22 protein-coding genes are annotated in these 25374 nt (G+C 69.6%); 4 read left to right on the top strand and 18 right to left on the bottom strand.

Annotated elements, in window-relative coordinates; translation table 11 throughout:
- Positions 1-16: 16 nt before the first annotated feature.
- The 15 genes from ACFXJL_RS07585 to ACFXJL_RS07515 all read right to left on the bottom strand — a co-directional run bounded on the left by ACFXJL_RS07585 (position 17) and on the right by ACFXJL_RS07515 (position 16232).
- Entirely contained in the window at positions 17-1222 is a 1206-nt protein-coding gene (locus ACFXJL_RS07585) for a cytochrome P450 (protein ID WP_384635972.1), read from the bottom strand.
- A gap of 228 nt (positions 1223-1450) precedes the next feature.
- Positions 1451-2119 (bottom strand): response regulator transcription factor, encoded by a 669-nt coding sequence (locus ACFXJL_RS07580; protein ID WP_358876692.1) that lies wholly within the window; start codon positions 2117-2119, stop codon positions 1451-1453.
- Positions 2116-3417, bottom strand: a complete 1302-nt coding sequence (locus ACFXJL_RS07575; RefSeq protein WP_358876693.1) for a histidine kinase — start codon at positions 3415-3417, stop codon at positions 2116-2118. The genes ACFXJL_RS07580 and ACFXJL_RS07575 overlap by 4 nt, the downstream gene beginning before the upstream one ends.
- A gap of 102 nt (positions 3418-3519) precedes the next feature.
- Entirely contained in the window at positions 3520-4341 is an 822-nt protein-coding gene (locus ACFXJL_RS07570) for an NAD(P)H-binding protein (protein WP_384690149.1), read from the bottom strand.
- A gap of 100 nt (positions 4342-4441) precedes the next feature.
- Positions 4442-5311 (bottom strand): alpha/beta hydrolase family protein, encoded by an 870-nt coding sequence (locus ACFXJL_RS07565; protein WP_384690147.1) that lies wholly within the window; start codon positions 5309-5311, stop codon positions 4442-4444.
- A gap of 119 nt (positions 5312-5430) precedes the next feature.
- On the bottom strand, positions 5431-6666 hold the full coding sequence (gene kynU, locus ACFXJL_RS07560) for a kynureninase (protein WP_384635964.1): 1236 nt from the start codon (positions 6664-6666) through the stop codon (positions 5431-5433).
- A complete protein-coding gene (locus ACFXJL_RS07555; RefSeq protein ID WP_358876697.1) occupies positions 6659-7480 on the bottom strand; it encodes a tryptophan 2,3-dioxygenase family protein in 822 nt (273 codons plus the stop codon). Before ACFXJL_RS07555 ends, kynU begins: the two co-directional genes overlap by 8 nt.
- A gap of 158 nt (positions 7481-7638) precedes the next feature.
- Complete coding sequence (locus tag ACFXJL_RS07550; protein WP_329021593.1) at positions 7639-8052, bottom strand: DUF3151 domain-containing protein; 414 nt, start codon at positions 8050-8052, stop codon at positions 7639-7641.
- A gap of 108 nt (positions 8053-8160) precedes the next feature.
- On the bottom strand, positions 8161-9639 hold the full coding sequence (locus ACFXJL_RS07545; protein WP_384690142.1) for an MFS transporter: 1479 nt from the start codon (positions 9637-9639) through the stop codon (positions 8161-8163).
- Between the two features lie 329 nt (positions 9640-9968).
- Entirely contained in the window at positions 9969-11000 is a 1032-nt protein-coding gene (fbaA, locus tag ACFXJL_RS07540; RefSeq protein WP_358876699.1) for a class II fructose-bisphosphate aldolase, read from the bottom strand.
- Positions 11001-11456: 456 nt separating this feature from the next.
- Positions 11457-12005 carry an orotate phosphoribosyltransferase gene (pyrE, locus tag ACFXJL_RS07535; protein WP_358876700.1) on the bottom strand — a complete coding sequence of 183 codons (549 nt, stop codon included), beginning with the start codon at positions 12003-12005 and terminating at the stop codon, positions 11457-11459.
- Between the two features lie 10 nt (positions 12006-12015).
- A complete protein-coding gene (locus ACFXJL_RS07530; RefSeq protein WP_384690139.1) occupies positions 12016-12822 on the bottom strand; it encodes an aldose 1-epimerase in 807 nt (268 codons plus the stop codon).
- 114 nt (positions 12823-12936) lie between these two features.
- Complete coding sequence (locus tag ACFXJL_RS07525) at positions 12937-13968, bottom strand: SRPBCC domain-containing protein (protein WP_384690136.1); 1032 nt, start codon at positions 13966-13968, stop codon at positions 12937-12939.
- Between the two features lie 40 nt (positions 13969-14008).
- Entirely contained in the window at positions 14009-15607 is a 1599-nt protein-coding gene (locus ACFXJL_RS07520; protein WP_384690133.1) for a polyamine aminopropyltransferase, read from the bottom strand.
- Positions 15608-15683: 76 nt separating this feature from the next.
- Positions 15684-16232 carry a DUF2617 family protein gene (locus ACFXJL_RS07515; RefSeq protein WP_329021586.1) on the bottom strand — a complete coding sequence of 183 codons (549 nt, stop codon included), beginning with the start codon at positions 16230-16232 and terminating at the stop codon, positions 15684-15686.
- 929 nt (positions 16233-17161) lie between these two features.
- Between ACFXJL_RS07515 and ACFXJL_RS07510 the strand changes: the two genes are divergently transcribed.
- The 3 genes from ACFXJL_RS07510 (at position 17162) to ACFXJL_RS07500 (ending at position 20360) form a co-directional block, all read left to right on the top strand.
- Entirely contained in the window at positions 17162-18355 is a 1194-nt protein-coding gene (locus ACFXJL_RS07510) for a pyridoxal phosphate-dependent aminotransferase (RefSeq protein WP_358876704.1), read from the top strand.
- Positions 18356-18511: 156 nt separating this feature from the next.
- Entirely contained in the window at positions 18512-18976 is a 465-nt protein-coding gene (locus ACFXJL_RS07505; protein ID WP_384690130.1) for a MarR family winged helix-turn-helix transcriptional regulator, read from the top strand.
- A gap of 157 nt (positions 18977-19133) precedes the next feature.
- Positions 19134-20360: a glycosyltransferase family 39 protein gene (locus ACFXJL_RS07500; RefSeq protein WP_384690127.1), complete on the top strand. Its 1227-nt coding sequence runs from the start codon at positions 19134-19136 to the stop codon at positions 20358-20360.
- Positions 20361-20439: 79 nt separating this feature from the next.
- Here the strand turns inward: ACFXJL_RS07500 and ACFXJL_RS07495 are convergent, their stop codons facing one another.
- Together ACFXJL_RS07495 and clpB are read right to left on the bottom strand one after the other, a co-directional pair.
- A complete protein-coding gene (locus tag ACFXJL_RS07495) occupies positions 20440-20970 on the bottom strand; it encodes a YbjN domain-containing protein (RefSeq protein WP_358876710.1) in 531 nt (176 codons plus the stop codon).
- Positions 20971-21111: 141 nt separating this feature from the next.
- The gene (gene clpB / locus ACFXJL_RS07490; RefSeq protein WP_358876711.1) at positions 21112-23709 is read right to left on the bottom strand and encodes an ATP-dependent chaperone ClpB; all 2598 of its coding nucleotides are present in this window, start codon (positions 23707-23709) and stop codon (positions 21112-21114) included.
- 170 nt (positions 23710-23879) lie between these two features.
- Between clpB and ACFXJL_RS07485 the strand changes: the two genes are divergently transcribed.
- On the top strand, positions 23880-24308 hold the full coding sequence (locus tag ACFXJL_RS07485; protein ID WP_358876712.1) for a pyridoxamine 5'-phosphate oxidase family protein: 429 nt from the start codon (positions 23880-23882) through the stop codon (positions 24306-24308).
- Between the two features lie 441 nt (positions 24309-24749).
- On the opposite strand, the gene ACFXJL_RS07480 is transcribed toward ACFXJL_RS07485, so the two are convergent.
- Positions 24750-25070: a (2Fe-2S)-binding protein gene (locus ACFXJL_RS07480; protein ID WP_153486448.1), complete on the bottom strand. Its 321-nt coding sequence runs from the start codon at positions 25068-25070 to the stop codon at positions 24750-24752.
- Between the last annotated feature and the right edge of the window lie 304 nt (positions 25071-25374).

The following is a 25374-nucleotide window of genomic DNA, read 5'->3' as shown; positions in this document are numbered from 1 at the left end:
CCGTACGCAACGCCCCTCAGAGCTCCACCGGCAGCTCGTACACACCGCGGATGACATACCCCGGCTTCCACCGGGGTTCGGCCGCCAGCTTCATCGTGGGGGCCTGCCGCAGCAGCTCCCCGAAGGACGCCGCCAGCTCGATCCTGGCCAGCGGTGCGCCGAGACAGAAGTGGATGCCGGCACCGAAGGTGATGTGCGCGTTGTCGGTACGGGCGAGGTCGAGCCGATCCGCGTCCGGGAAGCGCTGCGGGTCCCGGTTGGCCGAGCCGAACAGCAGCGCCAGTTCGGAGCCGCGGGGAAGGACCGTGCCGTCGATCTCGATGTCGTCCAGCACCCAGCGCTCGAACATCTGGAGCGGGGTGTCGTACCGCATCAGCTCCTCGATGGCGCTGGGCACCAAGGAGTGGTCGGCCCGGAGCCGGGCCAGCTGCTCGGGGTGCCGCAGCAGGGTCCACCAGCCGTTCGCCGTGGTGTTGACGGTGGCTTCGTGCCCGGCGTTGAGCAGCAGCACACAGGTGGAGATCATCTCCTGTTCGCTGAGCCGGTCGCCCTCCTCGTGGGCGGCGATCAGCGCGGAGATCAGATCGTCGCCCGGCTCCTTGCGGCGCTCGGCGATCAGCTCCCGCAGATAGGCGGAGAACTCCACCGATGCCCTCACCGCACGCTCCGCGGTCTCCGCCGACGGGCTGAGCTCGAACATGCCGCAGATATCGGCCGACCAGGGGCGCAGCAGTGCCCGATCGGCGTCGGGAACGCCCAGCATCTCCGCGATCACCGCCACCGGCAGCGGTTCTGCGACCCGGGCCAGCAGATCGCCGCCGCCGTCCCGGACGAAGTCCGTGACCAACTCGGCTGCCAGGCGTTGCACGGTCGGCTCCAGTCGGGCCACGGTCCGCGGGGTGAACGCCTTGGTGATCAGTCGCCGGATGCGGGTGTGGTCCGGTGCCTCCAGATCGAGGATGCCGTTGTCGTTGAGCGTGTGGAACGGCTCGTGTTCGACGGGCGGCGCGGTGCGGCCGAACTCCTCATGGGTGAAGCGGTGCAGATACGTCCGCCCCAGGCGCCGATCGCGCAGCAGTGCGGAGACGTCCTCGTAGTGCGGTACGAGCCACTGCCGCGTGGGTTCGAACCAGTGCACGCGCCCCTGCGCCCGCAGCTCCTCGTACGCGGGGTACGGATCGGCAACGAAGGAGGGTGACCAAGGTTCGAAAAGTGCGCTCATAGCGGGACGTTAACCCCGTGGACCCCATGGGGGCCAGTGTGCGCAAGGAGGCTCAACCCGTTTGTGACCAGCCCGTTTGTGACCAGCCCCTTTGCGAGCGGAGCCGGTCGGTGGGCAGTGGCCGGCGCTGTGGTCGCCCCTTCGGGCCCGGCCCGTCCGGGCGTTGCCGGCCGTGCCCGATGTCGACGCGTCCGGCGGGACCGTCCGGGTGTGGCTACCCGGCTGTGACTATCCGGGGGTGACGAGCCGTGCCTCGTAGGCGAACACGGCGGCCTGGGTGCGGTCCCGGAGTCCGAGCTTCACCAGGATGCGGCTCACATGCGTCTTGATGGTCGACTCGGCGACCACCAGGTGCGAGGCGATCTCGGCGTTGGACAACCCCTGGGCTATCAGCACCAACACCTCGGTCTCCCGCTCGGTGAGGTCCCCCACCTGTGAGAGCGCGGGCGCCTTGGGTGTGGCGCCGAGCTTGGAGAACTCCGTGATCAGTCGCCGGGTCACGGTCGGCGCGAGGAGCGCCTCCCCCGCCGCGACCACCCGGACCCCGTCCGCGAGCTGCCGGGCGGACGCGTCCTTGAGGAGGAAGCCCGACGCCCCCGCGCGCAGGGCCTGGTAGACGTACTCGTCGAGGTCGAAGGTGGTGAGCACCAACACCTTCGACTTCTCGCCGCCGGCGACGATCTCGCGGGTGGCCTCGATGCCGTTGAGCTCGGGCATCCGGATGTCCATCAGCACCACGTCCGGAACCAGCTCGGCGACCTTCGCGACCGCTTCCCGCCCGTTGACGGCCTCACCGACGACTTCGATGTCCGGCATCGCATTGAGCAGGACGGAGAAGCCCTCGCGCACCATCATCTGGTCGTCGACGATCAGTACGCGAATCTTCGGGGCGGTCATACGGTCTCCTCGGTGGCGGTCGCGGGCACGGGGATGAAGGCGGTCACCTCGTAGCCCCCGTCCTCGGTGGGCTCGGCCGTCATCTCGCCCTGGAGCATGGTCACACGCTCCCGCATCCCGGTGATGCCGTGCCCCGCTCCCGGTGACGGCTTCACCAGGCCCTGCGGCGCGGTGTTCACGATCCGCAGTCCGAGGCCGCCGAGCACGTAGGACACCTCGACCTTCGCCGTCGATCCGGGCGCGTGGCGCAGTGCGTTGCTCAGCGCCTCCTGAATGATCCGGAACGCCGAGAGTTCGACGCCCGGGGGCAGCTCGCGCACGGCTCCGGTGATGGTCTTGTCCGTGCGCAGACCGGCCTCGCTCACATTGCCGAGCAGCTGACCGAGGTCGGCGAGCACCGGCTGGGGCGCGTCCGGGGCCTCGTAGTCCTCCGCGCGGACCACACCGAGGATGCGGCGCAGCTCGGTCAGGGCGGCGACCGCGTTCTCCCGGATGGTGGCGAATGCCTGCTCCAGTTCGGGCGGCGGGTTCTCGACCCGGTAGGGGGCGGCTTCCGCCTGGATCGCGACCACCGACATGTGGTGGGCGACGACGTCGTGGAGTTCACGGGCGATGGTGGTGCGCTCCTCAAGGAGGGTGCGCCGATCGCGTTCGACGGCGGTGACGGTCTGCTGCGCTGCGACTTCTTCCTTGGCGTCCTTGCGGACGAGGTAGGTGGTCGCCAACAGCATCAGCACTGCGGCGGCGAAGAGCAGCTGGGAGGTGTTGGTCGGGGCCCAACGGTCCAACAGGGACTCGGTGAAGTACCCGGCCACCGCGGTGATCAGCCACATCCACACGGCGCAGCGGGGGCGGGTGCGCAGGGTGACGATGGTCAGTACGCAGAGATGGCCGAAGAAGAGGGTGGGCGGCCAGGGCCACGATCCCCCGTCGTACCCGCCCGTCGCATTGACCAGGGGAACGGCCGCGATGGAGATCCAGAACCCGCCGACGGGCCGTACCAGCGTCATCGCCAGCGCGAGGATGGGCACCGCCACGCTCAGTGTGGAGCTGAAGCCGGTGACCCGTGCGGCCCCCCAGGCGAACAGGGTGAAGAAGCAGAGCATGGCCACGGCGCCATGGGGCGCCCACACGGCCAGGCGCCGTATTCGCGCCGGCAGCCGGCGGAGCAGTGGGCCTTCGGGGCTCAGTGGTGGCAGGGGTCGGTAGGCGAAGGCGTTGAGGACGAGCTCCTTGCGGAGGCCGCCCAGGGCCCCCATGGCCAGGCGGTATTCGGGGGGTCTGGTCTTCTCGGTCACCTAAAGAACGGTAAGGGGAAGGGCGGACGCGGTCGTCACCATCACTATGGATCCCGTCGCGTCCGCCCCAAGGACTACCTGGGGTTCCCTACGGACGACAGCTCAGCCACGGAAGTCGTCCCGATGTTCCTTGGCCCACTCGTCGAAGCTCCGCGGCGGGTGCCCGGTGACCCTCTCCACGGTGTCCACGACGGTGCGTCCGACGGCTGGGGTGTCGCGGTAGACCATGAGCAGGAAATCGATCACCTCATCCGGCTGTCCGGCCGCCCGCCACTGGGCCAGCGCCTCGTCCTCGGTCAGTTCGACGAGACGGATCGGCTTTCCGCGGGCGGCGGCGAGCGCCCGTGTCTTGTCCTCGACGGTGAGCGCCTGCGGGCCGGTGACGACGTACTCCTCACCGGCGTGGCCGTCCTCGCTGAGGGCGACGGCGGCGACCGCGCCGATGTCGGACTCGTGGACCATGGCGCTGAGGCGGTTCACGAACGGCTCGCGGACCTCGTCGTCCTTGCGGATGGAGTCGGCCCAGGACAGTGCGTTGGACATGAACTCCACCGGCATGACCACGGTCCACACGAAGTCGCTCTCGCGCACGGCGGTCTCCAGCGGTGTGGGTCCGCCGCCGTGGAGGACGGTGATGCGGCGCACCCCGGCGGCGCGGGCGAGCTCCAGGATCTGCGGACCGGTCTCCAGGTCCGCGAAGTAGGGTCCGCCGAAGGTGATCAGATGCAGACCCGTGATTCCCGTCAGGGCAGGGGCGAGGGACGCGGGGTCGGTGAGGTCTCCTTGGACGACATCGACTCCGGCGGGGAACGCGGCGGTTTCGGGGTTGCGGGTCAGGGCGCGGACGGAGTGGCCGCGGTTCAACAGCTGCTGCACGATCTGAGAGCCGACGGTTCCGGTCGCCCCGGTCACTAGGTAGGTCATGGGGAGAAGGTAGGAAGGCTTGCGGTCAGCTTCCGTCCTCGATTCCCCGACACGTTGAGTGCGATCCAGGGCCGGGTCACGGGTTAAGCCGGGTCACGCGTTAAAAGGCCAGTTGGGCGATCTCCTCGGCGACCACCGCACAGGCGTCCGCCGCGGGGTCGATCAGCGGGAAGTGCCCGATCTCCTCCAGCAACGTCAGTCCCACCGTCTCCCCCGCCTTGGCCGCCGCATCGACGAAGGACTCGGCGAGCTCGTGGGGGACGGTGAGGTCGTCCCGTCCCTGCACCACGGCGGTGGCGATCCCCGTGGGCAGGAGCACGGCAGGGTCGCTCTGGGCCGCGCGTGCGGTGAACTCTTCGCTGTCGCCGAGGAGTTCCGCCACGGCTCCGCCGCACACATCGAGCTCCACGGCCCGGGCGAAGTCGACGATCGGTGCCAGTGCCACCACCCCGCGCAGCGGTGGTGGGGCGGGCAGTCGCCAGGGGGAGCCGATGGGCAACACATGCCGGGCAGCGGCCCAGAGCGCCAATTGGCCTCCCGCGGAGTGGCCTGTGAGCACCGTGCGCCGGACATCGGCCTGCGGCAGTGCGGTGCGGACCAGTTCGGGCAGGGCGTCCAGTACCGCGGCGATGTCGTCGAAGGTCTCCGGCCACCGGCCCGCGACCGGGCCCTGCCCGCCCTGCTGCGGCAGGCTCCGCCCGCGCCGGTACTCCACATTGGCGACCGCGAGTCCACGACGGGCCAGGAAGTCGGCGAACGGGGTCAGGTACTGCCGGTCGTAGCGGGCCCGCCACGCACCGCCGTGCAGCACGACGACCAGCGGCACACTGTGCTGTCCGCCGTGGGGAGCGTAGAAATCGACCACCTGGTCGGGGTGTTCGCCGTACGCGATGGACACGTCCGGGGCCACGGCGGGATGCGAGAAGGCCGACTCGGTCTCGGCGGTGTCACGGGCGACGGGGTCCGGCATGTGCTTCCAACCTTCCGAAGCTGTCTCGGAATTGACCGCGGACCCGACCGGGTCACCGCGGAAATGTGCTGACCAGCGGGGACGCTATCAGTCCCCGCTGGTCAGGTTGGCCAGGCGGATCAAGCAGTGGGATCCTCGGCGACCTCAGCCAACACCCGGGCGAGTGTGGACGCGGCTCGTTCGACGTCCGCGAAGCCGGTGTACAGCGGAGTGAAACCGAACCGCAGCACGTCCGGTCGCCGCAGGTCCCCGACCACACCGCGTTCGATGAGCCGTTCCATCACCACCGGGGCCTTCGCACACCGCAACGCCAACTGGCTGCCGCGCTCGGAGTGCGCCAGCGGGGTCAACAGGGAGACCGGCGAGTCCGGGCCGCTGACACCGCCCTCCACATGGGATTCGGCGCACTCCAGGAAGAAGTCGGTCAGGGCCAGGCTCTTCGCCCGTACGGAATCGATCGAGACCCCGTCCCACACCTCAAGCGCCGCTTCCAGTGCCAGCAGCGAGAGGATCGCGGGCGTACCGACCCGGCCCCGGGCCACCCCCTCCGCGGGGGTGTGTTCGGGTGCCATCGCAAAGGGGTCCACATGGGAGTGCCACCCGGGCAGCGGGCTGTCGAAGGCCCGCTGGTGGCGCTCGGCGACATAGAGGTACGCCGGTGAACCGGGGCCTCCGTTCAGGTACTTGTAGGTGCAGCCGACGGCGAGGTCCACCCCGTGGGCGTCCAGGCCCACCGGCAGGGCTCCCGCACTGTGACAGAGGTCCCACACGGCGAGCGCGCCGACGCCCTGGATCGCGGCGGTCAGCGACGGCAGGTCGTGCAGGCGGCCGGTGCGGAAGTCGACGTGGTTGAGCAGCACCACCGCCGTCGCCGGACCCAGCGCGGACGCCAGTTCACCGGGATCGACGGCGACGATCCTGCATCCGGTCAGCCGGGCCGCGGAGGCGGCGAGATAACCGTCGGTGGGAAAGGTGGTGGCGTCGACGACGATCTCGGTGCGCCCCGGGTTCAACCGGGCGCCCGCCACCACCGCCTTGAACACATTCACACTGGTGGAGTCGCCCACGACCACCCGGCCCGGCCCCGCGCCGACCAGCGGGGCGATCCGGTCGCCCACCCGCTGCGGCGCGTCCCACCAGCCGCTCTCCGTCCAGGAGCGGATGCGCAGTTCACCCCATTGGCGTTGGACGACATCGGCGACCCGAGCGGGCACGTGCACGGGCAGTGCGCCCAGTGAGTTGCCGTCCAGATAGATGTCCTCGTCACGATCGCCGAGTTGGAACAGCGCGCGCCGCGACCGCAGTTCATCGGCCGCGTCCAGCGCGGCGGCCTTCTTCTCCAGGGCCTCAGACATGGCTGCGCGCCGTCCACAGCTCGGGGAAGACGTTCTTGCGGGCCCGCTTCTCCAGCCAGGCGACCCCGGCCGAGCCGCCGGTGCCCGTCTTCGAACCCATCGCCCTGCGGGTGGCCACCAGATGGTCGTTGCGCCAACGCCACACCAGTTCGCCCACGTCGGTCAGCGCCTCACCGAGGCGTACCGCCTCGGCATGGCCGTCCGGGTCGGCGTAGATGTCCGCCCACACCGCTTCCACCTCGGTGGAGGGCTCGTGCTTGAGGGCCGGATCCCGCTCCAGGACCGCGCTCGGTACGGCGAAGCCGCGGCGCGCGAGCAACCGGAGCACCTCGTCGTACAGGCTGGGCTGCTGGAGGGCCTTCTCCAACTCGGCGTGGACGCGCGGCGCACCCCGGTGGGGCACCAGCATCGACGCCGACTTGTCACCGAGGAGGAACTCCATTCGCCGGTACATGGCCGACTGGAAGCCCGAGCCCTCGCCGAGGGCGTCGCGGTAGGAGTTGAACTGGGCGGGGGTCAGCTGGCCCAACGGCTTCCAGGAGGAGTTCAGCGCCTCCAGTTCGCGCACGGAGCGCTTGAGCGCGTCTATGGCGGCCGGCACCCGGTCCTCGCTGAGGGCGCGGGAAGCGGTCTCCCACTCGTGCACGATGACGGTGAACCACAACTCCATCACCTGCGTGGTGACCAGGAAGACCATCTCTCCCGGGTCGTCGGAGAGGGTGTGCTGTAGATGGGTGAGGACATCCGCCTGGACGTAGTCCTCGTACGGAGTGGTGCCCGCGAAATCCAGATGCGGGGCAGCGTCATGTGACATCGCTGTCTCCTAGACGTCCGGGTAGCGGTCCGCGCCCCTTCCTGTTGGTGTGGGAGCCCCGGTCCCCAACCGCATCATAAGCCGCGGCCCGCACCCCGTGATCGTTCCGAGGGCGCGGGCCGTGTCACATCTCCCGCAGCGTGTACGGGTGCGGGGGCTCAGCCGAGGGTGTCGGCGGCGGTCTGCGAGGAGTCGCGCAGGAAGGTGGAGCAGCGCTCGTACTCCTCCTGCTCACCGATCGTTCCGGCCGCCCTGGCCAGGGCGTGCAGGGCCCGCAGGAAACCGCGGTTCGGCTCGTGCTCCCACGGCACCGGACCGTGTCCCTTCCAACCGCTGCGGCGCAGTGAATCCAAACCGCGGTGATAGCCCGTACGGGCGTAGGCGTAGGACTCGACGACGCTGCCGCGCTCGAACGCGTCGTCGGCGAGCCGCGCCCAGGCCAGGGACGAGGTCGGGTACTTCGCGGCCACCTCGGCCGGGGAGGTGCCGGAGGCGAGCAACTCGCGCGGCTCGGGGTCGTCGGGGAGGTGGGTCGGGGGCGGGCCCCCGAGGAGATTTTCATGGATGCCCATGCCCCCAGTGTCCCAGGCGGCGCCGCAGTCCACCGCGGCCCCCACCCCGATCACCGGAACGGGGGGACGACCGGTCCGATGGCACCAGGGACCGGACCGCCAGGGCGCTCAAGAGCCCGGGGGCGCCTCAGCGGCCCGGGGCTCCAGCGGGGGTGCGCCCACGCCGCAGTTCACCCGGCATTCCGGGCGCACCTCGGTACCGTCCGGGGTCGGCGCGGGCCGTCTGACCATCACCACGGCGATGAGCGCCCCGAGCACCAGCACCCCCGCGCACATCGGCATCGCCTTGTTGAACGTCTCCCCGAACTCATCCGCCGAGCGGTACGCCTCCGGTCCCATGCCCGCGAGCAGGGGCAGCGCCGCCACCGCCAGCAGACCGGCGGCCCGGGCCGCTGCGTTGTTGACACCGCTGGCGATCCCCGCCCGGGCGGTGTCCACCGACGAGAGGACGGTCGCGGTCAGCGGGGCGACCAGGGTCACCATGCCCAGGCCCATCACAACCAGTGCGGGCAGTACGTCGACGAGGTACGAGGCGCCCTGCCCGACCCTCAGCATGAGCAGCATTCCCGCGGCGCACAGCAGCGGGCCCACCGTCAGTGGGATCCGCGGCCCGATGCGTTCGGCGAGCGCACCCGACTTCGCCGAGAACAACAGCATCAGGACCGTCGTCGGCAGCAGTGCAAGCCCGGCGCCGAGTGCCGAGTACCCGACCACCACCTGCAACTGGAGCGCCACCAGGAAGAAGAAGCCGCCGAACCCGGCGTACACGCAGAGCGTCACCACGTTGACCGACGTGAACAGCCGCGACTGGAAGATCGACAGGGGCAGCATCGGATCGGGTCGCCTTCGCTCCACCGCGATGAACACCACGGCGACGATCACTCCGGCGAGCCCCGCCACCCACTGCGGTGCGATGAGCCCGTACGTCACCAGGCCCAACGCCAACGCGCCGAGCACCGCTCCCAACACATCGAAGTGGGTGTCGTGCGCCGCCGGGTCACGGGATTCGGGCACGTGCCGCAGGGCGACGGGTACACAGATCGCCGCCAGCGGCACATTGATCAGGAACACCCATCGCCAGCCGGGTCCGTCCACGAGCCAGCCGCCGACGAACGGCCCGATCGCCGCACCGACACCGCCGAGCCCCGACCACAACCCCACGGCACGCGAGCGGTCATCCGGGTGAAAGGTCGCCTGGATCAGGGCGAGGGACCCGGGGGTGAGCAGCGCACCGCCGATGCCCTGGAGGGCCCGCGACAGCACCAGCATCTCGCCGCTCTGGGCGACTCCGCACAGCAGTGACCCCAGGGCGAACCAGACCACTCCGATGACGAACACCCGTCGGCGCCCGTAGCGGTCGCCGAGGGCGCCACCGAGCAGGATGAGCCCGGCGAGCGCGAGCATGTAGGCGTTGATGGTCCATTGGAGGACCGCCATGTCCGCGTTCAAGTCCTCGCCGATGCGCGGGAGCGCCACATTGACGACGGTCGAGTCCAGCAGGGCCATGCTGGAGCCCAGAACGGTCGTGAGGATCACCCATCGGCCCTTGGGGGTGGACAGCCTGATGTCTCCCGGACGGTCATCCATACGCGGATCATCGCAGCGGGGAGCGCGGGCGACTACCGGGAGCGCCTGGGACCCGAGGCTGGGCGCTGCGGCGTACAGGTCGGGGTAGATGCCGGGGCCGCTGAACTCGATGCCGGTCGGGACGCGCCCCCGCATACCCGTCCGGACGCGCTCTGCGGAGCCACCCGGGCGCGATCGCCGTACCTGCCCGGACGGGATCCCCGTACCTGCCCGGACGCGATCGCCGTACCTGCCCGACATGACGGACCCGGTGTCTCCGCGAGGGAGCACCGGGTTCGTCAGATCGCCCTCGGTCTGACGGCCGCCCGGGGGCGACGGTCAGGCCGAGGTCACTTCAGCCGGGTACCGGTGGAGCGCAGGGCGACGCACGCCTCGGAAACGCGGGTGGCCATGCCTGCCTCCGCGAGCTTGCCCCAGGTCCGCGGGTCGTACGTCTTCTTGTTGCCGACCTCGCCGTCGACCTTCAGCACACCGTCGTAGTTGGTGAACATGTGCGCGGCGACCGGACGCGTGAAGGCGTACTGGGTGTCGGTGTCGAGGTTCATCTTCACGACGCCGTTCTCCAGCGCGGTGGCGATCTCCTCGGCGGTGGAGCCGGAGCCGCCGTGGAAGACGAAGTCGAACGGCTGGCTGCCCTGGGCCTTGCCGTACTTCTCGCTGACGCCCGCCTGGAGGTCCTTCAGCAGCTCGGGACGGAGGACGACGTTGCCCGGCTTGTAGACGCCGTGGACGTTGCCGAAGGAGGCGGCGAGCAGGTAGCGGCCCTTCTCGCCCAGTCCGAGCGCCTCGGCGGTGCGCAGCGCGTCGTCGACGGTGGTGTAGAGCTCGTCGTTGATCTCGTGGGTGACGCCGTCCTCTTCACCGCCGGTCGGGGTGATCTCGACTTCGAGGATGATCCTGGCGGCGGCGGCCTGCGCGAGCAGTTCCTGACCGATGGCGAGGTTGTCGGCGAGGGTCTCGGCGGAACCGTCCCACATGTGGGACTGGAACAGCGGGTTCTCACCCCTGGCGACGCGCTCGGCGGAGACGGCGAGCAGCGGACGGACGAAGCCGTCGAGCTTGTCCTTGGGGCAGTGGTCGGTGTGGAGCGCGATCGTGACGTCGTACTTGGCGGCGACGATGTGCGCGAACTCCGCGAGCGCGACCGCTCCGGTGACCATGTCCTTGCTGTACTGGCCGCCCAGGAACTCCGCACCACCGGTGGAGATCTGGATGATGCCGTCGCTCTCGGCCTCCGCGAAGCCGCGCAGTGCGGCGTGGAGCGTCTGGGAGGAGGTCACGTTGATGGCCGGGTAGGCGAACTTGCCTGCCTTCGCCCGGTCGAGCATCTCGTTGTAGACCTCGGGGGTTGCGATGGGCATCTGTCCGCTCCTTGTATGTGCGGGTTGGCGATATGGGCCCTGACCTTGGGGCGACGTCATCGTCAGCCCCTATCTTTCCAGACTCCCCACGGGACTCCCGCACAGCGGGTGCCAGCCCAATCGAGACGATCTTGCGGTTTCCGCCAAAAGGGCAAGATCCCATGCGTTTCCGCAGCTCAGATGCGGTCCGCAGCTGATGTGCCGGGGTGGCTGGATCAGGCCCCTCTGCTGGGACGCAGCTTGGATGCGGTTGGATGCGGCATCCGTTCAGCCAGAATGCAGCCCGGATACAGCCCCCGGTACAGCCCGAGTAGGGCGCGGAAGCAGTCGGGTGCGGCCCGGCATGCGACCGGAGGAGGTCCAGGCAGCCGCACCCCGAGCCCCGCAGTTCGGACTTGCTTGCTCAGGGGTCCCGCCAGTCAGCCCTGACAGCTCAGACCCGTCAACTCAGACCCGTCAGCCCAGGCCGAGTTCCGCGAGGGAGTACGCGTAGAGGTAGGGCACGCCCGCCGTCTCGCTGATCTTCTCGCCGGCGCCGGTCGCCCGGTCGACGATCGTCGCGACGGCCACCACCTCGCCGCCTGCCTCCCGGACGGCCTCCACTGCGGTGAGCGGCGACCCGCCGGTGGTCGAGGTGTCCTCGACCACCAGACAGCGTCGGCCCTTGATGTCGGGGCCCTCGACCCTGCGCTGCATGCCGTGCGCCTTGGCCGCCTTGCGGACGACGAAGGCGTCCATGTGCCGGCCGCGGGCGGCGCCGGCGTGCAGCATCGACGTGGCCACCGGGTCGGCGCCCAGGGTGAGTCCGCCGACGCAGTCGAAGTCCAGTTCGGCGGTCAGATCGGCCATGACCTGTCCCACCAGCGGCGCGGCCGTGCCATCGAGCGTGATCCGACGAAGGTCCACGTAGTAGTCGGCCTCAAGACCCGAGGAGAGGGTCACTCGGCCGTGCACCACGGCCTTGTCCTTGATCTGCTGGAGCAGCTCAGCGCGTACGTCAGTCATGCCCATGAGCTTAAGCGGCCGACAGCCGACGCCAGCGCCAGGTGGTGGAGAGCTCCAGTGGGTCGATCTGGGTGACGAGGCGCGGTGCGGTGTTCAGCCCGTTGGGCGGCCCTGACTGCGGTTCCACACAGACGGCCTCGCGCTGCTCGTCGTAGACCACGACCCACTCGGCGCGGCTGGTGACCGCCAACTCCAGCTGTCCCGGCCACGTCACGGTCGCCGATACGCCGTCGGGCATGCCGAAGCAGTCGTCCCGGGGACCGGGCAGCGGGTCGATGCGGCGGCCGGTCGGCAGATGGTCGGGGCCGCGCTCCTCCTGCCAGGCGGGCGTGAAGTCGAGTCGGGCGTCGAGGCCGCCGTCGCCGAGGTTGCGCAGGAACCACGGGTGCCAGCCGACCTGAGCGGGGAACGAACTCTCGTACGCCTCGACGCCCAAGGTGAGGGTGAGGGAGTCGGCGGTCAGCTCGACGAGCTGGGTGACCCGCCCGGGATAGGGCCAGGGGGAGCCGAGTTCATAGGTGAAGGCGGCTTGGTCCTTCTTCGCGCGTGCGGTGCGCCACGCGGTGTCCCGTCCGGTGCCGTGGATGGCGTGCGGCGGGGAGTTGAGCGGCAGCTGATGGACGTCCCCGCCGTTGCGGAACCGCCCTTCGGCGACCCTTCCGCACCAGGGCACCATCGGGAAGCAGCCGTACCGGTCGCCCTGGCGCAGTAGTTCGGTGCCGCCGACACTCAGACTGGCGATACGGCAGCCGTTGTGGGGGTGCACGGTCAATTCGACGTCTCCGGCGGCCAGCCGGACGCTCTCTTCGCTGCTCACCCTTCGACCCTACTGGCGCCGCTGCCGGGGCACCCGGCGACCGTCCCCGGTGGATGGATCGCCGTCACGCACCACCCGTCATATGCCGTGTGTCGCTCGCGGCACGACTCGCGACTACCGACGACGGCGCAGTGCCCTGCTGACGACGACCGCCGATGCGACGGCCAGTGCGGCAGCGGGGGCGATCCAGCGCAGCGGCAGGCCCGAAGCGCTCCCGTCGGGTGCCGGGACGGGCGCGTACCGACCGCGTGGCGGGGCGTGGTCCACCTCTTCGGCGCTGCGGCCGATCATGGTGCGGCGCGCATGGGCGGCTTCGGCTGGGGGCTCTTCGGGAATCGCGGTGAAGTCCTTGAGTTCTTCGAGGGCCAGCCCTTCGAGATCGACGAACTCGACCTCGGCCCCGGCCGACGTCCCAGTCGATGTCTCGGAATCGGAGTCCGCAGAGTCAGCGGACTCCGATGCCGCGTCCTCGGCCTTCGGGTCCCCCTTCTCGGCCTCCGCGTCGCTGGCCTCCGCGTTGCTGGCCTCCCCGTTGCTGGCCTCCGCGTCGCTGGCCTCCGCGTCGCTGGCCTTCGCGTCGGCTGGCTCGTCGCCCACGATCCCCAACCGCTCGGCATCCTCACGACTCACCGGACCCGGCCCCTCGGACCCCCGGTCCTTGGTGCCGGTCGTCTGCGCGGCTTGCCGGTCCGTTGTGCCGGGTGCCTGGCCCGCGAGCCGTTCGGCGAAGCGGTCGAGGAGTCGGTGTGCGGATTGGTGCGCCGCATCGTCCGGTAGCTCCGCCAACCGGCCCTCGGCCTCGACGGAGCCGCTGAAGTGGAGTGCGGTCCCCCCTTCGGCCTCGGACAGGCTGATCGTGAGCGTCGTTGCGGCGGAGCCCGTGCCCCGGACCTCGGTGCCGCTCGCCTCCACCACGAAGTCGCCTCCGCGCTCGGTGATGCGCAGGGTGCCCCGGTAGGTGATCGAGTGGTTGGCGACCCGCACTTTGAGCCGGCCGGAGATCACACCGTCGCCGGCCTCGGGTTCCGCCGTGGAGCCGGCGGCGTCCTGTTGGAGCCCGTGGACGCAGCGGGCGATGCGCGCCGGGTCCCTCAGCAGTTGCCTGACGGTCTCCACCGCAGCCGGAACGAACACCTCATGGTCCATGGGCCCGAGCGTACCCAGGGGTGCCCACCACGTCTGCGTTTCAGTCCCCGTAGCGCGGGTGGACGAGGGTCGAGGGGGCGAGTCGCGCCAGGCGGGTGCGTTGCGCGTACCCGGCGTCAGCGAGGAGTCCGTCCGGGGTGAGCGAGCGCAGCGGGGGCGCTTCGGGTGCGAGCCGCAAGGGCGGTGTGCGTCCGGGTGCTGCGAGCAGGAAGCCCCAGTCGTGGGGGGCCGACGCGGTGTCGTGGGCCCGGTCGGGGCCGGCGGCGAAGCCGGAGCGCCGCCCGGTGGCCCGGTAGGCGCGGGTGCCGTATCCGGCGGCCCGCAGGGTCGCCTCGACGGTCCAGTACGTACGCGGCCGGGACACGAGCGGTCCGGCGTGGACGACGATCCGTCCACCGGGGGCGATCACCGGTGCGGCGAGCCCGTAGAACTCCTGCGAGTAGAACTTGGTGCTCTGGGTGATGCCGGGGTCGGGCAGGTCCACGATCACCAGGTCGTACGTGGCGTGCGGGGCGCGCAGCCAGTCGAAGGGGTCCGCGTGCACCACGCGTATCCGGGGGTCGCGGTAGGCGTGCTGGTTCAGCTCGGCGAGCGCTGGATCGGTGCGGGCGAGACGCACGACGGCGGGGTCGAGTTCCACGATGGTCACCGCTCGGACGTCGCGGTAGCGCAGCACCTCGCGGGCGGCGAGGCCGTTGCCGCCGCCGAGGATGAGCACCCGACCGCGCGGGCCGGAGGCGGCGGGGTGGACCAATCCCTCGTGGTAGCGGTGCTCGTCGCGCCCGCTGACGCGCAGCCGGCCGTCCAGGAAGAGTTCGAGGGAGGCGGAACGGCTTCCGGTGAGGACGACTTCCTGCACGCCGGTGTGGACGGCGACCCGCACCCGGTCCCCGTAGACCGCGGTCCGCGCGGCCTCCTCGAAGTCGTCGACGAGAACGGTCGCAGTGCCGAGGAGGCAGAGCACGACGAGGTTGGCGACGAGCAGCCAACCGCGGGAGCGGGGGGTGAGCTCGCGACGGAAGAGCCAGAGCACCAGCGCACCGCCGGCCAGTGCGTTGACCGCTCCGGTCAGCAGTCCGGCGGTGAGCTGGCCGAGCCAGGGCAGCAGCAGGAAGGGGAAGGCGAGCCCGCCGACGAGGGCGCCCACGTAGTCGGCGGCGAAGAGGTCGGCCACGGTGCCTTCCGCGTCCCGTCGGGAGATGCGCTGGATCAGGGACATCAGCAAGGGGATCTCGGCGCCGATGAGCACGCCGATGGCGAGCGAGAAGCCCACGAGCACGGCACGGGCCTCGCCGATCCACGCGAAGGACGCGTAGAGCACCAGTGCGGAACAGCCACCGACCAGGGCGAGGGCCAGTTCCAGTACCCCGAAGCCAACGGCCGCACGGCAGCGCAGCCTCTTGGCCAGGAGAGACCCGATGCCCATGGCGAAGACCATCAAGGACAGGACCACGGAGGCTTGGGTGACGGAGTCGCCGATCAGATAGGAGGCGAGGGCGACCAGTTCGAGTTCGTAGACGAGCCCACAGGCGGCGCACACGAAGACGGTCAGCAGGACGAGGTTGCGCCCTGCCGACGGCCGCACCGGCAGCCGCACCGAGCCCTGGGGCGGTGACAGCTGCTGGGGCGGGTCGACCATGCAGTAACGCTATGTCACGTCAAGTGCACATCTTGTCACCCACACGTGTGCATCTGGCGGGCACCGCGGCGGTGGCTCACCGCCCCACGGCCTCCGGTACCCGTTCGGCGCGGGAACCTCGCGGAACCGCACCGACCCGCGTACGAGTGACCACGAGCCGCCCTTCCTGCGGATACGCATGCCAGGTGCGCCAACGCACCTGGCCTTCCCGGTGCTGGGCCATCATCGCGGTGAAGGCGTGAGGGGAGCCGGGGAAGGTCCCGGCGAGGGAGTTGGGATGGTCGGCGACGAGGGCCAGCAACTCCTGGGCCCGGCCGGCGAAGGACCCACGCGAGAGCGTCTCGACGCGGGCGGCGAACTCGTACTCCCAGTCGCCGAGTCTCTTCGCCACGCCCAACGGGAGCGGTGTGCTGCTGCCGGGCATGCAGGCAACGGTCTCCGAACAGCTGCCCTGTTCCTCCTCCAGGAGCACCTGGTGGGAGGCTCCGAGGAGTCTGAGTTGGAGTTTCGCCCCGGAGAGTTCCAGGTCGAGGACGGCCAGGGCAGGGAGCGGCTCCCGACCGAGCGCCCAGGCGAGGTCGTCGGCACGGGTGTCGGTATAGGCGGTACTGAGGGTCGTGAGCATGGGTCGGCTCCGCAAACACGCTTCGGCGGTGGACACGTGGACCTGGGCGCCCCTGAGCGGAAGTTCAAGAAGGTGGGGGGACCGCCTGCTCGGGGCCAGAAAAACCGGTCCGAGGGCTGGATGGTTCCAACAGGTTCCGTCAGCGAGGGAATCACGAAGTACGCGTCGCTCACAGTGTTTTTACCCAACTTGAAGTGGTTTCCATCCCCTAGGGGGCCTTACGGTTCAACTGTTCAACAAAGCACCCCGGTAAAAACCGTTGAAATCGGTGCGGGATGGCCAGGAAGCCTGTGAAACAGCGAGAATCCTAGGAAATCGCCAGGAAAAGAGGCGCCTGGCGAAGAGGTGCTCCGCCAGACGCCCAGAGGGTCGCGGATCGTCCGCTGACCTGGTCACTCGATAGCGAACCTGCTGCCCCGTGTCAGCAGCCTCCGCCACCGCCCCCGCAACCGCCGCCACCGCCCCCGCAGGACGAGCCACCCCCCGACGAACCTGACGAACCCGACGAACCACCGCCGCAGGACGAGCCACCCGACGAACCCGACGACCCTCCACCGCAGGACGAGCCGCCGCTCCCCGACCAACCCCCGTCGCTCACCCACCAACCCCCTGAACTGCTCCCGCCCGCAGCGCTGCTGCTGCTGCCCGCGGACGCACCGCGGTACCGACGGGCCTTGACCTTCCGCATCCTGAACACGATCGCCATCACCCCCAGCACGACAACTGGGAACAGTGCTCCCGCCACCACCAAGAGGAACGCAGTCATCGCTCCACCCTCCGTCACCTCCGGGATCCCCGGAGTCCCCCGAAGCAGACCCCCCTGCCCTTCGCTCGCGCTCCGGGCCCGGCCGCTTCCTGTGTGAAGTCACAATCCCCATGGCCCAAGAACGTCAAAGCAGACTTGAGCAACTCCAGAGCTTCCGCAGAGGATGGCGACCATGGATGCATCAGCGCCCGGAGCGCGACCGCTGCTCAACCGTCGGTTGGCGGAGTTCGGCACGACGATCTTCGCGGAGATGTCGGCGCTGGCTGCCCGAACCGGTTCGATCAACCTCGGCCAGGGCTTCCCCGACACCGACGGCCCCGAATCGGTGCGGGAGGCCGCGGTGCGCGCCCTGCGCGACGGCCGGGGCAACCAGTACCCGCCCGGCCCCGGCGTCCCCGAACTGCGCGAGGCGATCGCGCAGCACCAGCAACGCTTCCACGGCATCGCCCTGGACCCCGACACCGATGTGCTGGTGACCGCGGGCGCGACCGAGGCGATCGCGGCTTCGCTGCTCGCCCTGGTGGAGCCGGGTGACGAGGTGATCGCGCTGGAGCCGTACTACGACTCGTACGCGGCGTGCATCGCACTGGCCGGAGGCCGGCGGGTCCCGGTGACACTGCACCCGCGGGACGGCTCGTACCACCTCGATCTGGACGAACTCCGGGACGCCGTCACCCCCCGCACCCGGCTCCTCCTGTTGAACACACCGCACAACCCGACGGGCACGGTGCTCACCCGCGAGGAGCTCACCGCCATCGCCGAACTCGCCGTCGAGCGCGATCTGCTGGTGGTCACGGACGAGGTGTACGAGCACCTGGTCTTCGACGGCGAACACATCCCGCTCGCCGGTCTGCCGGGGATGCGGGAGCGGACGGTGACGATCAGTTCGGCAGGCAAGACGTTCTCCTTCACCGGGTGGAAGGTCGGTTGGCTGACGGGGACCCCGGAACTGGTGACGGCGGTCCGATCGGCGAAGCAGTTCCTGACGTATGTGTCGGCGGGTCCGTTCCAGTACGCCGTGGCGGAGGCGCTGCACCTGCCGGACAGCTACTTCCGAGAGTTGCGCGATGATCTGCGAGCCAAGCGGGATCTGCTCAGCGCCGGCCTCGCAGACGTCGGCTTCACCGTCTACCGCCCGGCGGGAACCTACTTCGTCACCACCGACATCCGGCCCCTGGGTGAGGAAGACGGCTTTGCGTTCTGCCGCTCGCTCCCCGAGCGCTGCCAGGTCGTGGCCATTCCCAATGCGGTCTTCTACGACCACCGCACCGAGGGAGCGCCCTTCGTCAGGTTCGCCTTCTGCAAGCGCCGAGACGTGCTGGAGGAGGCGGTGGCCCGGCTGAAGCGTCTGGCTTAAGGCAGTTCCGGATGGTGGGGCACCTCCCCCCGCTGTGGCACCGCGCCGCCGCACCCGGAACCCCACCAACCGATCGACGCCACGAACAGCCTTGACCTCAACCATTCTTGAGGTTCTACGGTCTCCTCATCAGCGAAAACCTCCCGAGGAGCCCACATGACCACCTCCCTCTCCGACACCCAACCCGCCACACAGTCCATCGCCTACTGGACCGGATTGGCGCACGAGGCGCTCATCTCGTTCATCCGGGCCCGGCAGGTCGAACACGGCTTCACCCAGCCCCAGTTCTGGCTGCTGCGCAACCTGTCGAAGCACGACATCTCGCCCGACGGCAACGGCATGACCCTCCCCGAACTCCAGGGAGCCATGCGCTCCTACATCAGGCCCGAGGACGACCTGGCGACAGAAGCGGACGTACTGCTGGAGCGCGGCTGGCTGAGCCGCGACGACACAGGGCGGCTGTGGATCACCGAGGCGGGAGAAGCGGCCCGCAAGGACCTCAAGCGGCACTCCCCGGTCATCGGGGCCCGCATCCACGAGGGAATCGACGACGCCGACTACGCCACCACGGTCAAGGTCCTCCAACGGATGATCCACAACACGAGCGGCACCCCCGGCTAGCCCTTCGGCCGGACGGCCCCGGGTGCCTCACGCCGGGGCCTCGGGGCGGGCCTCGACCATCGAAGTATCAGCCGACCGGGTGGCAACACGGGCCTGTCGGCCGGTCGGCGCCCGCAGGAGAGGGCCGGTCCGATCATGGTCGGGTTGTCCGACTCGTATGCGTGCCCGGAGGTGCCCCCTGTCCGCCGAGACGTCCGCCGAGCCCACCCGGAGCCTCACCGTCGCCGCGGGCAATGAGCCCACACCCCGTCTGCGCGCCGCACTGCTGCGCGCCGCTCCCGCCCTGGGTCTGTTCGCCGCGGCCCGCCTCACCGGGCTGCTGACCATGGCCCTGTGGGCGTGGCACATCGACCGACAACCACGACGCATCCTGGCCCGCGCCTGGGACTCCGACTGGTACATGCTGATCGCGGAACACGGCTACGGCCGCGTCCTGCGCTGGCCGGACGGCGCGGTCCAGAGCGATGTGGCGTTCTTCCCGCTCTATCCCGGGCTCGTCCGGGCGATCACCTCGATCGTGCCCGTGACCAGCGGCAGCGCAGGACTGCTGGTCTCCTGGACCGCCGCGGGCGCCGCGGCCTGGGGCATCTACGCGATCGGCGAGCGACTGCACGGGCGCCGGACCGCGACCGCGTTGGTCGTGCTGTGGGGACTGCTCCCGCACTCGGTGGTGCTCTCCATGGCGTACACCGAACCCGTGCTCACGGCGCTGGCCGCCTGGTCGCTGTACGCGGTGCTCACCGACCGCTGGCTCTGGGCGGGAACCCTGTCCGCACTCGCAGGACTGTCCCGACCCAATGCGGTGGCGGTGGCACTGGCCGTGCTGGTCGTGGCCGGCTGGGCGCTGGTACGGGCCCACCGCACCCCGACAGCGGACGGCCCACCCCGCTGGCGGATCTGGGCAGCGGCGGCACTCGCACCCCTCGGCTGGTGCGGCTATGTGCTGTACGTCGGGGTGCGCACCGGCGATCCGTTCGGCGGCTACTTCGCCGTACAGCGCGGCTGGACCTCAAGGTTCGACTTCGGAGCCGGCGCCCTGCGGGTGGTGCGCGACATCGTGCTGCGCCCGACGCTGCTCTCGCTGGTGATGGCGTTGCTCGTCGTCGCCGTCTCGGTGGTGCTGTTCGCCCTGCTGGTCCTGGAGCGACCGCCGGCGGCGCTGCTCGTCTACACCGCGGTACTCGTACTGATCACCGTCGGCGGGTCGGGGTTCTTCGAGTCGAAGCCGCGGTTCCTGCTGCCGGCGTTCCCCCTGCTGATCCCGGCCGCCCGGGCACTGACGAAAGCCCGGCCCAGCACGGCGGTCGTGGTGACCGTCGCCCTGGCCGGGCTGTCGTTCGCCTATGGAACGTATCTGCTGACGCTCTCGCCCATCGCGCTCTAGGACGCACCTGAGCACCTGGTGCGACGCACCGCCCGAACACGGACGGCGTTCGGCTGCCAGCGCCACGAACCCCGGGGGCTCAGGCGTCGTCGGAGGGCTTGTCGTCCTCGGGCTTGAGGCCGAGCGCCTCCGCGAACCAGTTCTCGAACTCCATCGCCGCGCGCACCCAACTGACGGTGGACGAGACGAAGTGCTCCAGGCTGACACCGGTGCCGATGAGCATCTGCGCCTCACCGATGAGCCGGATGGTGGCGCCGCCCTCCTCGTCCTCGTGGAGGTGGGTGTAGACCTTGGGCCACAGGGTGCGGCGGTTCCAGTCGTCGATCAGATCGAGGATCTGGGCCCGGTCCTCCACCGGCAGCGGCCGGTCGTAGAAGGTCCGCACCGAGAAGACCTGCTGCTCGTCTTCGCCGCGGAACATGAAGTACGTGCGGAATTCCTCCCACGGCGCGGCGAGGTCTCCCTCGTCGTCGACGACGTACTTCAGCTCCATCTGGTCGAGGAGCTGCTTGACCAGGTCCTGGTCGGGAACGACGGGGCCCGCCGGTCCTGCGGCCTGAGGCTGGGGCTGGCCCCCGAAATTCGGAATCGAGGACGGATCGATGGTCACCGTGGATTTCCCTTCGTACGGATGCCGCCATCCTCCCCCATGGCAGGGCCGGGGTGGCAACCCCGGCCCCGCTATCCACAGGTATCCGCTCTGAGCTGACCCGTTCGCGCCCCATACCGCCGGCGCTGCCCGAAACCGCCCTCAGAGGCTCTTGACCGGGACCGGTCCCACGATCAGCCCGTCGTCGACGCGGTCCACCCGCACGGTGTCCCCGTCCGTGACCTCGCCCGAGAGGATCTCCTTGGCCAGTCGGTCCCCGATGGCCGTCTGCACCAGCCGGCGCAGCGGGCGTGCCCCGTACGCCGGGTCATTGCCCTCGTCGGCCAGCCAGGCGAGCGCGGCGTCGGTGACCTCCAGGGTGAGGCGGCGCTCAGCGAGACGCTTGGCGAGCCGCTCGATCTGGAGCTTCGCGATCAGTTCGAGCTCGTCGCGGTTGAGTGCCGAGAAGACGACGAGATCGTCCAGCCGGTTGAGGAACTCGGGCTTGAACGACGCGCGTACGACCTCCAGGACCTGGCGCTTCTTCTCGTCCTCGCTGGTCGAGGGCTCCACCAGATACTGGCTGCCCAGATTGGAGGTGAGGATGAGGATCGTGTTGCGGAAGTCGACCGTGCGGCCCTGGCCGTCGGTGAGGCGTCCATCGTCGAGCACCTGGAGCAGGATGTCGAAGACCTCGGGGTGCGCCTTCTCCACCTCGTCGAGCAGGACCACGCTGTAGGGGCGACGGCGCACCGCCTCGGTGAGCTGGCCGCCCTCTTCATAGCCGACATATCCGGGCGGCGCGCCGACCAAGCGGGCCACGCTGTGCTTCTCGCTGTACTCGGACATGTCGATGCGGACCATGGCCCGCTCGTCGTCGAAGAGGAAGTCCGCCAGGGCCTTCGCCAACTCGGTCTTGCCGACACCGGTGGGGCCCAGGAAGAGGAACGATCCCGTCGGCCGGTCGGGGTCGGCGATGCCGGCACGGGTGCGCCGTACCGCATCGGAGACCGCACGGACCGCCTCGGACTGGCCGATCAGCCGGCGGCCGAGTTCGGACTCCATCCGCAGCAGCTTCTGGGTCTCCCCCTCCAGCAGCCGCCCGGCCGGGATGCCGGTCCAGGAGCCGACGACGTCGGCGATGTCGTCCGGGCCGACCTCCTCCTTGACCATGGTGTCCTTGGCCGCCTCGCGCTCCGCCTCGGACGCCTCGGCGAGCTCCCGCTCCAGGGTCGGGATCTCCCCGTACAGCAGCTTGGAGGCGGAGTCGAAGTCGCCGTCGCGCTGGGCCCGCTCGGCCTGTCCGCGCAGTTCGTCCAGCTTCTCCTTCAGCTCGCCGACACGGTTGAGGCCCTGCTTCTCCTTCTCCCAGCGGGCGGTCAGACCGCGCAGTTCCTCCTGCTTATCGGCGAGGTCGCGGCGCAGCTTCTCCAGCCGCTGCTTGGACGCCGGGTCCGACTCGTTCTTGAGGGCCATCTCCTCCATCAGCAGCCGGTCCACGGACCGCTGGAGCTCGTCGATCTCGACGGGCGAGGAGTCGATCTCCATGCGCAGCCGGGAGGCCGCCTCGTCGACGAGGTCGATGGCCTTGTCGGGCAGGAACCGCGAGGTGATGTACCGGTCGGAGAGGGTCGCGGCGGCGACCAGCGCGGAGTCCGCGATCTGCACCTTGTGGTGGGCCTCGTAGCGGCCCTTGAGCCCGCGCAGGATCGCGATGGTGTCCTCGACGGTCGGCTCCGCGACCAGCACCTGCTGGAAGCGGCGCTCCAGCGCCGGGTCCTTCTCGATCCGCTCCCGGTACTCGTCGAGTGTCGTGGCGCCGACCATCCGCAGTTCACCGCGGGCCAGCATCGGCTTGAGCATGTTGCCGGCGTCCATGGCCGAGTCGCCGCCGGCGCCCGCGCCGACGACGGTGTGGAGTTCGTCGATGAAGGTGATGATCTGGCCGTCGCTGCCCTTGATCTCGGACAGGACGGTCTTCAGCCGCTCCTCGAACTCACCGCGGTACTTTGCACCTGCGACCATCGCTCCGAGGTCGAGCGAGACCAGCCGCTTGTTCTTCAGTGACTCGGGCACATCACCCTTGATGATGCGCTGGGCGAGTCCCTCCACGACGGCGGTCTTGCCGACACCGGGCTCTCCGATGAGGACCGGATTGTTCTTGGTGCGCCGGGACAGCACCTGGACGACCCGGCGGATCTCCTGGTCACGGCCGATGACCGGGTCGAGCTTGCCCTCCCGGGCAGCCGCCGTGAAGTCCGTACCGAACTTCTCCAGCGCCTTGTACTGGCCCTCCGGATCCGCGGTGGTCACGCGCCTGCCTCCCCGTACGGTTTCGAATGCGTTCAGCAGCCGCTGCGCGCTCGCGCCCTGCGCGGCCAGCACCTCGCCGGCCTGTCCGCCCTTGGCGGCGAGGCCGATCAGCAGGTGCTCGGTGGAGAGGTAGTCGTCGCCGAGTTCCTTGGCCTGCTTGGCCGCATCCGCGATGACGGCGAGGAACTCACGGTTGGGCTGCGGAGGCGCGACGGTGGAGCCGGTGACGCTCGGTTGTCCGGCCAGCAGCCGTTCGGCCCCGGCGCGCACGGCTGCCTGGTCCGCCTCGACCGCGACCAGCAGATCGATGATGTTCTCGTTCTCCTGGCCGGCGAGCAGGGCCAGCAGCAGATGCGCAGGCGTCAGATCGGGGTGCCCATCGGTCACGGCCCGACTGGTGGCGTTGTTGATCGCTTCCCGGCTCTTGTTGGTCAGCTCGGCGTCCACGCGCGCTCTCTCCTCCGTGCAGGTATCGCTTCATCCTTAACAGTCACTAGCACTGACTCATACAACCTGCATAAAGTTGAGCGTATTCCACTCAACCTCATTGCGCCAGCCACTTGCCATCCCGCCATCCCGAGCCATGGTCGATCACGGAGCGCAACTACGCTGTACGCATGGCCCATGACCTATCCCACCTCAGCCCCGAGTATCTGGCGTTCTGGCAGGAGCGCCATCTGTGCACCCTGACGACCTTGCGACCGGACGGTAGTCCTCATGTCGTACCGGTGGGCGTGACCTACGACCACGATCAGCGTCTGGCACGAGTGATCACCAATCGCCAGAGCAGAAAGATCGCCCATGTCCTCCGATCGGCGGAAGAAGCGGAAGCCGGCGGAGGCGCGGACGGGGCCCGGGTGGCCGTGTGCCAGCTCGACCGCGCCCGCTGGGCGACCCTGGAGGGCCTGGCACGGGTCCGTACGGAACCGGAGCTGGTCGCGGACGCGGTACGGCGATACGCGGAGCGCTACGGGCGGACGCCCGGGCCCAACCCGGACCGGGTGCTGATCGAGATCGCGGTGGACAAGGCGCTCGGGCGCGCCTGACGCGCTCCTCTTGAACCCGCCGCTCTTGACCTCGCCGTCCACAAAGTCGACCGCCACCCACAAAGTCGACCGCCGTCCATGAAGCCCGCTGACGACTCGATTGAACGCCCTGCCCGCCCGGTGCGTGCCAGAGGGTAGGACCACCGGGACTCACGCCCGGCTCACATCGGGGGGCGCATGCTCGCACCCGGCCAGCAGGCATCGACGGCTCCCGCCGTTCGGAGCCGTCCACCCCGGGCACCCGGGCGACCTCCGCACGGCCGATGCCCGAGCTGTGCACAGCCAAACGGGCCCACGGAGGCGGAACGGAACGCACCGTGGGCCCGTCCTTGGCGGACGGGCCCACGGGAAAAGCACAGTGGTGCCATCGCGTTTCAGGTCCGCGATGGCACCACTGTGTGGGGGAAGTACCCGAGCGATCTTTTTCGACGGGGGAATCGCTCAGGCACTGCGGGGGGTGGCGGTGGTGGTGTCGGGCTCGACCATCTGCTGGTCGCGCTGGTCGAGGTTGACAAAGATCATTCCGTACCGGATGGCGCACCGGACGGGCTGCGGCGCTCCGCGGGGCCTGCGCAGGCACCGGTATGCGCGGACGTCCTCGTCCTCCTCGCGCGCCACGACGATCGGCTCTCCGAACAAAGTGACCATCAACGAGTCGCCACGGTGGGGGATTGCCGTGACGAGGTCGATGAAATGCCACCCCGAGCGGTATGCCGTAGCCATCTCACGCCGGAAGACCCGGTCGTCCGGTGGAACGGTCATGCTTCTGTGCCGTTGTTCGAAGTGACACTCCGAGAGGACACACCGGCGACAGCCGGTGGTTTGCCGCCCCAGGAGGGCTCACCAAGAGTGACCGCACCACTGGGTGGAGCAGCACCCCAGGAGGGCTCCGCGTGGGTCACCGCGGTACCCGGCTTGTCCCAGGAGTATTCACCGGAGGCCACCGCGCCTAGCGTGGCCGCCGTTATGGCAAGAGCACAAAGAGCACGTAGCGTCCTAGACATGGGTGATCTCCACCTCTTTTGATCATTCCTCCTCCCCCGCGCATAAGACGATGTCTCACTCC

This window comes from Streptomyces sp. NPDC059256 (genome assembly GCF_042753785.1).
Classification (GTDB): domain Bacteria; phylum Actinomycetota; class Actinomycetes; order Streptomycetales; family Streptomycetaceae; genus Streptomyces.
The sequence above is the reverse complement of the archived record's forward strand: the minus strand, read 5'-3'. Positions and strand labels throughout refer to the sequence as shown.

Excerpts from the sequence above, each read along its gene's own strand:
- ACFXJL_RS07585 (WP_384635972.1), bottom strand. The coding sequence starts at position 1,222 with ATGAGCGCACTTTTCGAACCTTGGTCACCCTCCTTCGTTGCCGATCCG.
- ACFXJL_RS07580 (WP_358876692.1), bottom strand. The coding sequence starts at position 2,119 with ATGACCGCCCCGAAGATTCGCGTACTGATCGTCGACGACCAGATGATG.
- ACFXJL_RS07570 (WP_384690149.1), bottom strand. The coding sequence starts at position 4,341 with ATGACCTACCTAGTGACCGGGGCGACCGGAACCGTCGGCTCTCAGATC.
- ACFXJL_RS07565 (WP_384690147.1), bottom strand. The coding sequence starts at position 5,311 with ATGCCGGACCCCGTCGCCCGTGACACCGCCGAGACCGAGTCGGCCTTC.
- kynU (WP_384635964.1), bottom strand. The coding sequence starts at position 6,666 with ATGTCTGAGGCCCTGGAGAAGAAGGCCGCCGCGCTGGACGCGGCCGAT.
- ACFXJL_RS07555 (WP_358876697.1), bottom strand. The coding sequence starts at position 7,480 with ATGTCACATGACGCTGCCCCGCATCTGGATTTCGCGGGCACCACTCCG.
- ACFXJL_RS07550 (WP_329021593.1), bottom strand. The coding sequence starts at position 8,052 with ATGGGCATCCATGAAAATCTCCTCGGGGGCCCGCCCCCGACCCACCTC.
- ACFXJL_RS07545 (WP_384690142.1), bottom strand. The coding sequence starts at position 9,639 with ATGGATGACCGTCCGGGAGACATCAGGCTGTCCACCCCCAAGGGCCGA.
- fbaA (WP_358876699.1), bottom strand. The coding sequence starts at position 11,000 with ATGCCCATCGCAACCCCCGAGGTCTACAACGAGATGCTCGACCGGGCG.
- pyrE (WP_358876700.1), bottom strand. The coding sequence starts at position 12,005 with ATGACTGACGTACGCGCTGAGCTGCTCCAGCAGATCAAGGACAAGGCC.
- ACFXJL_RS07525 (WP_384690136.1), bottom strand. The coding sequence starts at position 13,968 with ATGGACCATGAGGTGTTCGTTCCGGCTGCGGTGGAGACCGTCAGGCAA.
- ACFXJL_RS07520 (WP_384690133.1), bottom strand. The coding sequence starts at position 15,607 with ATGGTCGACCCGCCCCAGCAGCTGTCACCGCCCCAGGGCTCGGTGCGG.
- ACFXJL_RS07515 (WP_329021586.1), bottom strand. The coding sequence starts at position 16,232 with ATGCTCACGACCCTCAGTACCGCCTATACCGACACCCGTGCCGACGAC.
- ACFXJL_RS07510 (WP_358876704.1), top strand. The coding sequence starts at position 17,162 with ATGGCGACCATGGATGCATCAGCGCCCGGAGCGCGACCGCTGCTCAAC.
- ACFXJL_RS07505 (WP_384690130.1), top strand. The coding sequence starts at position 18,512 with ATGACCACCTCCCTCTCCGACACCCAACCCGCCACACAGTCCATCGCC.
- ACFXJL_RS07500 (WP_384690127.1), top strand. The coding sequence starts at position 19,134 with ATGCGTGCCCGGAGGTGCCCCCTGTCCGCCGAGACGTCCGCCGAGCCC.
- ACFXJL_RS07485 (WP_358876712.1), top strand. The coding sequence starts at position 23,880 with ATGGCCCATGACCTATCCCACCTCAGCCCCGAGTATCTGGCGTTCTGG.
- ACFXJL_RS07480 (WP_153486448.1), bottom strand. The coding sequence starts at position 25,070 with ATGACCGTTCCACCGGACGACCGGGTCTTCCGGCGTGAGATGGCTACG.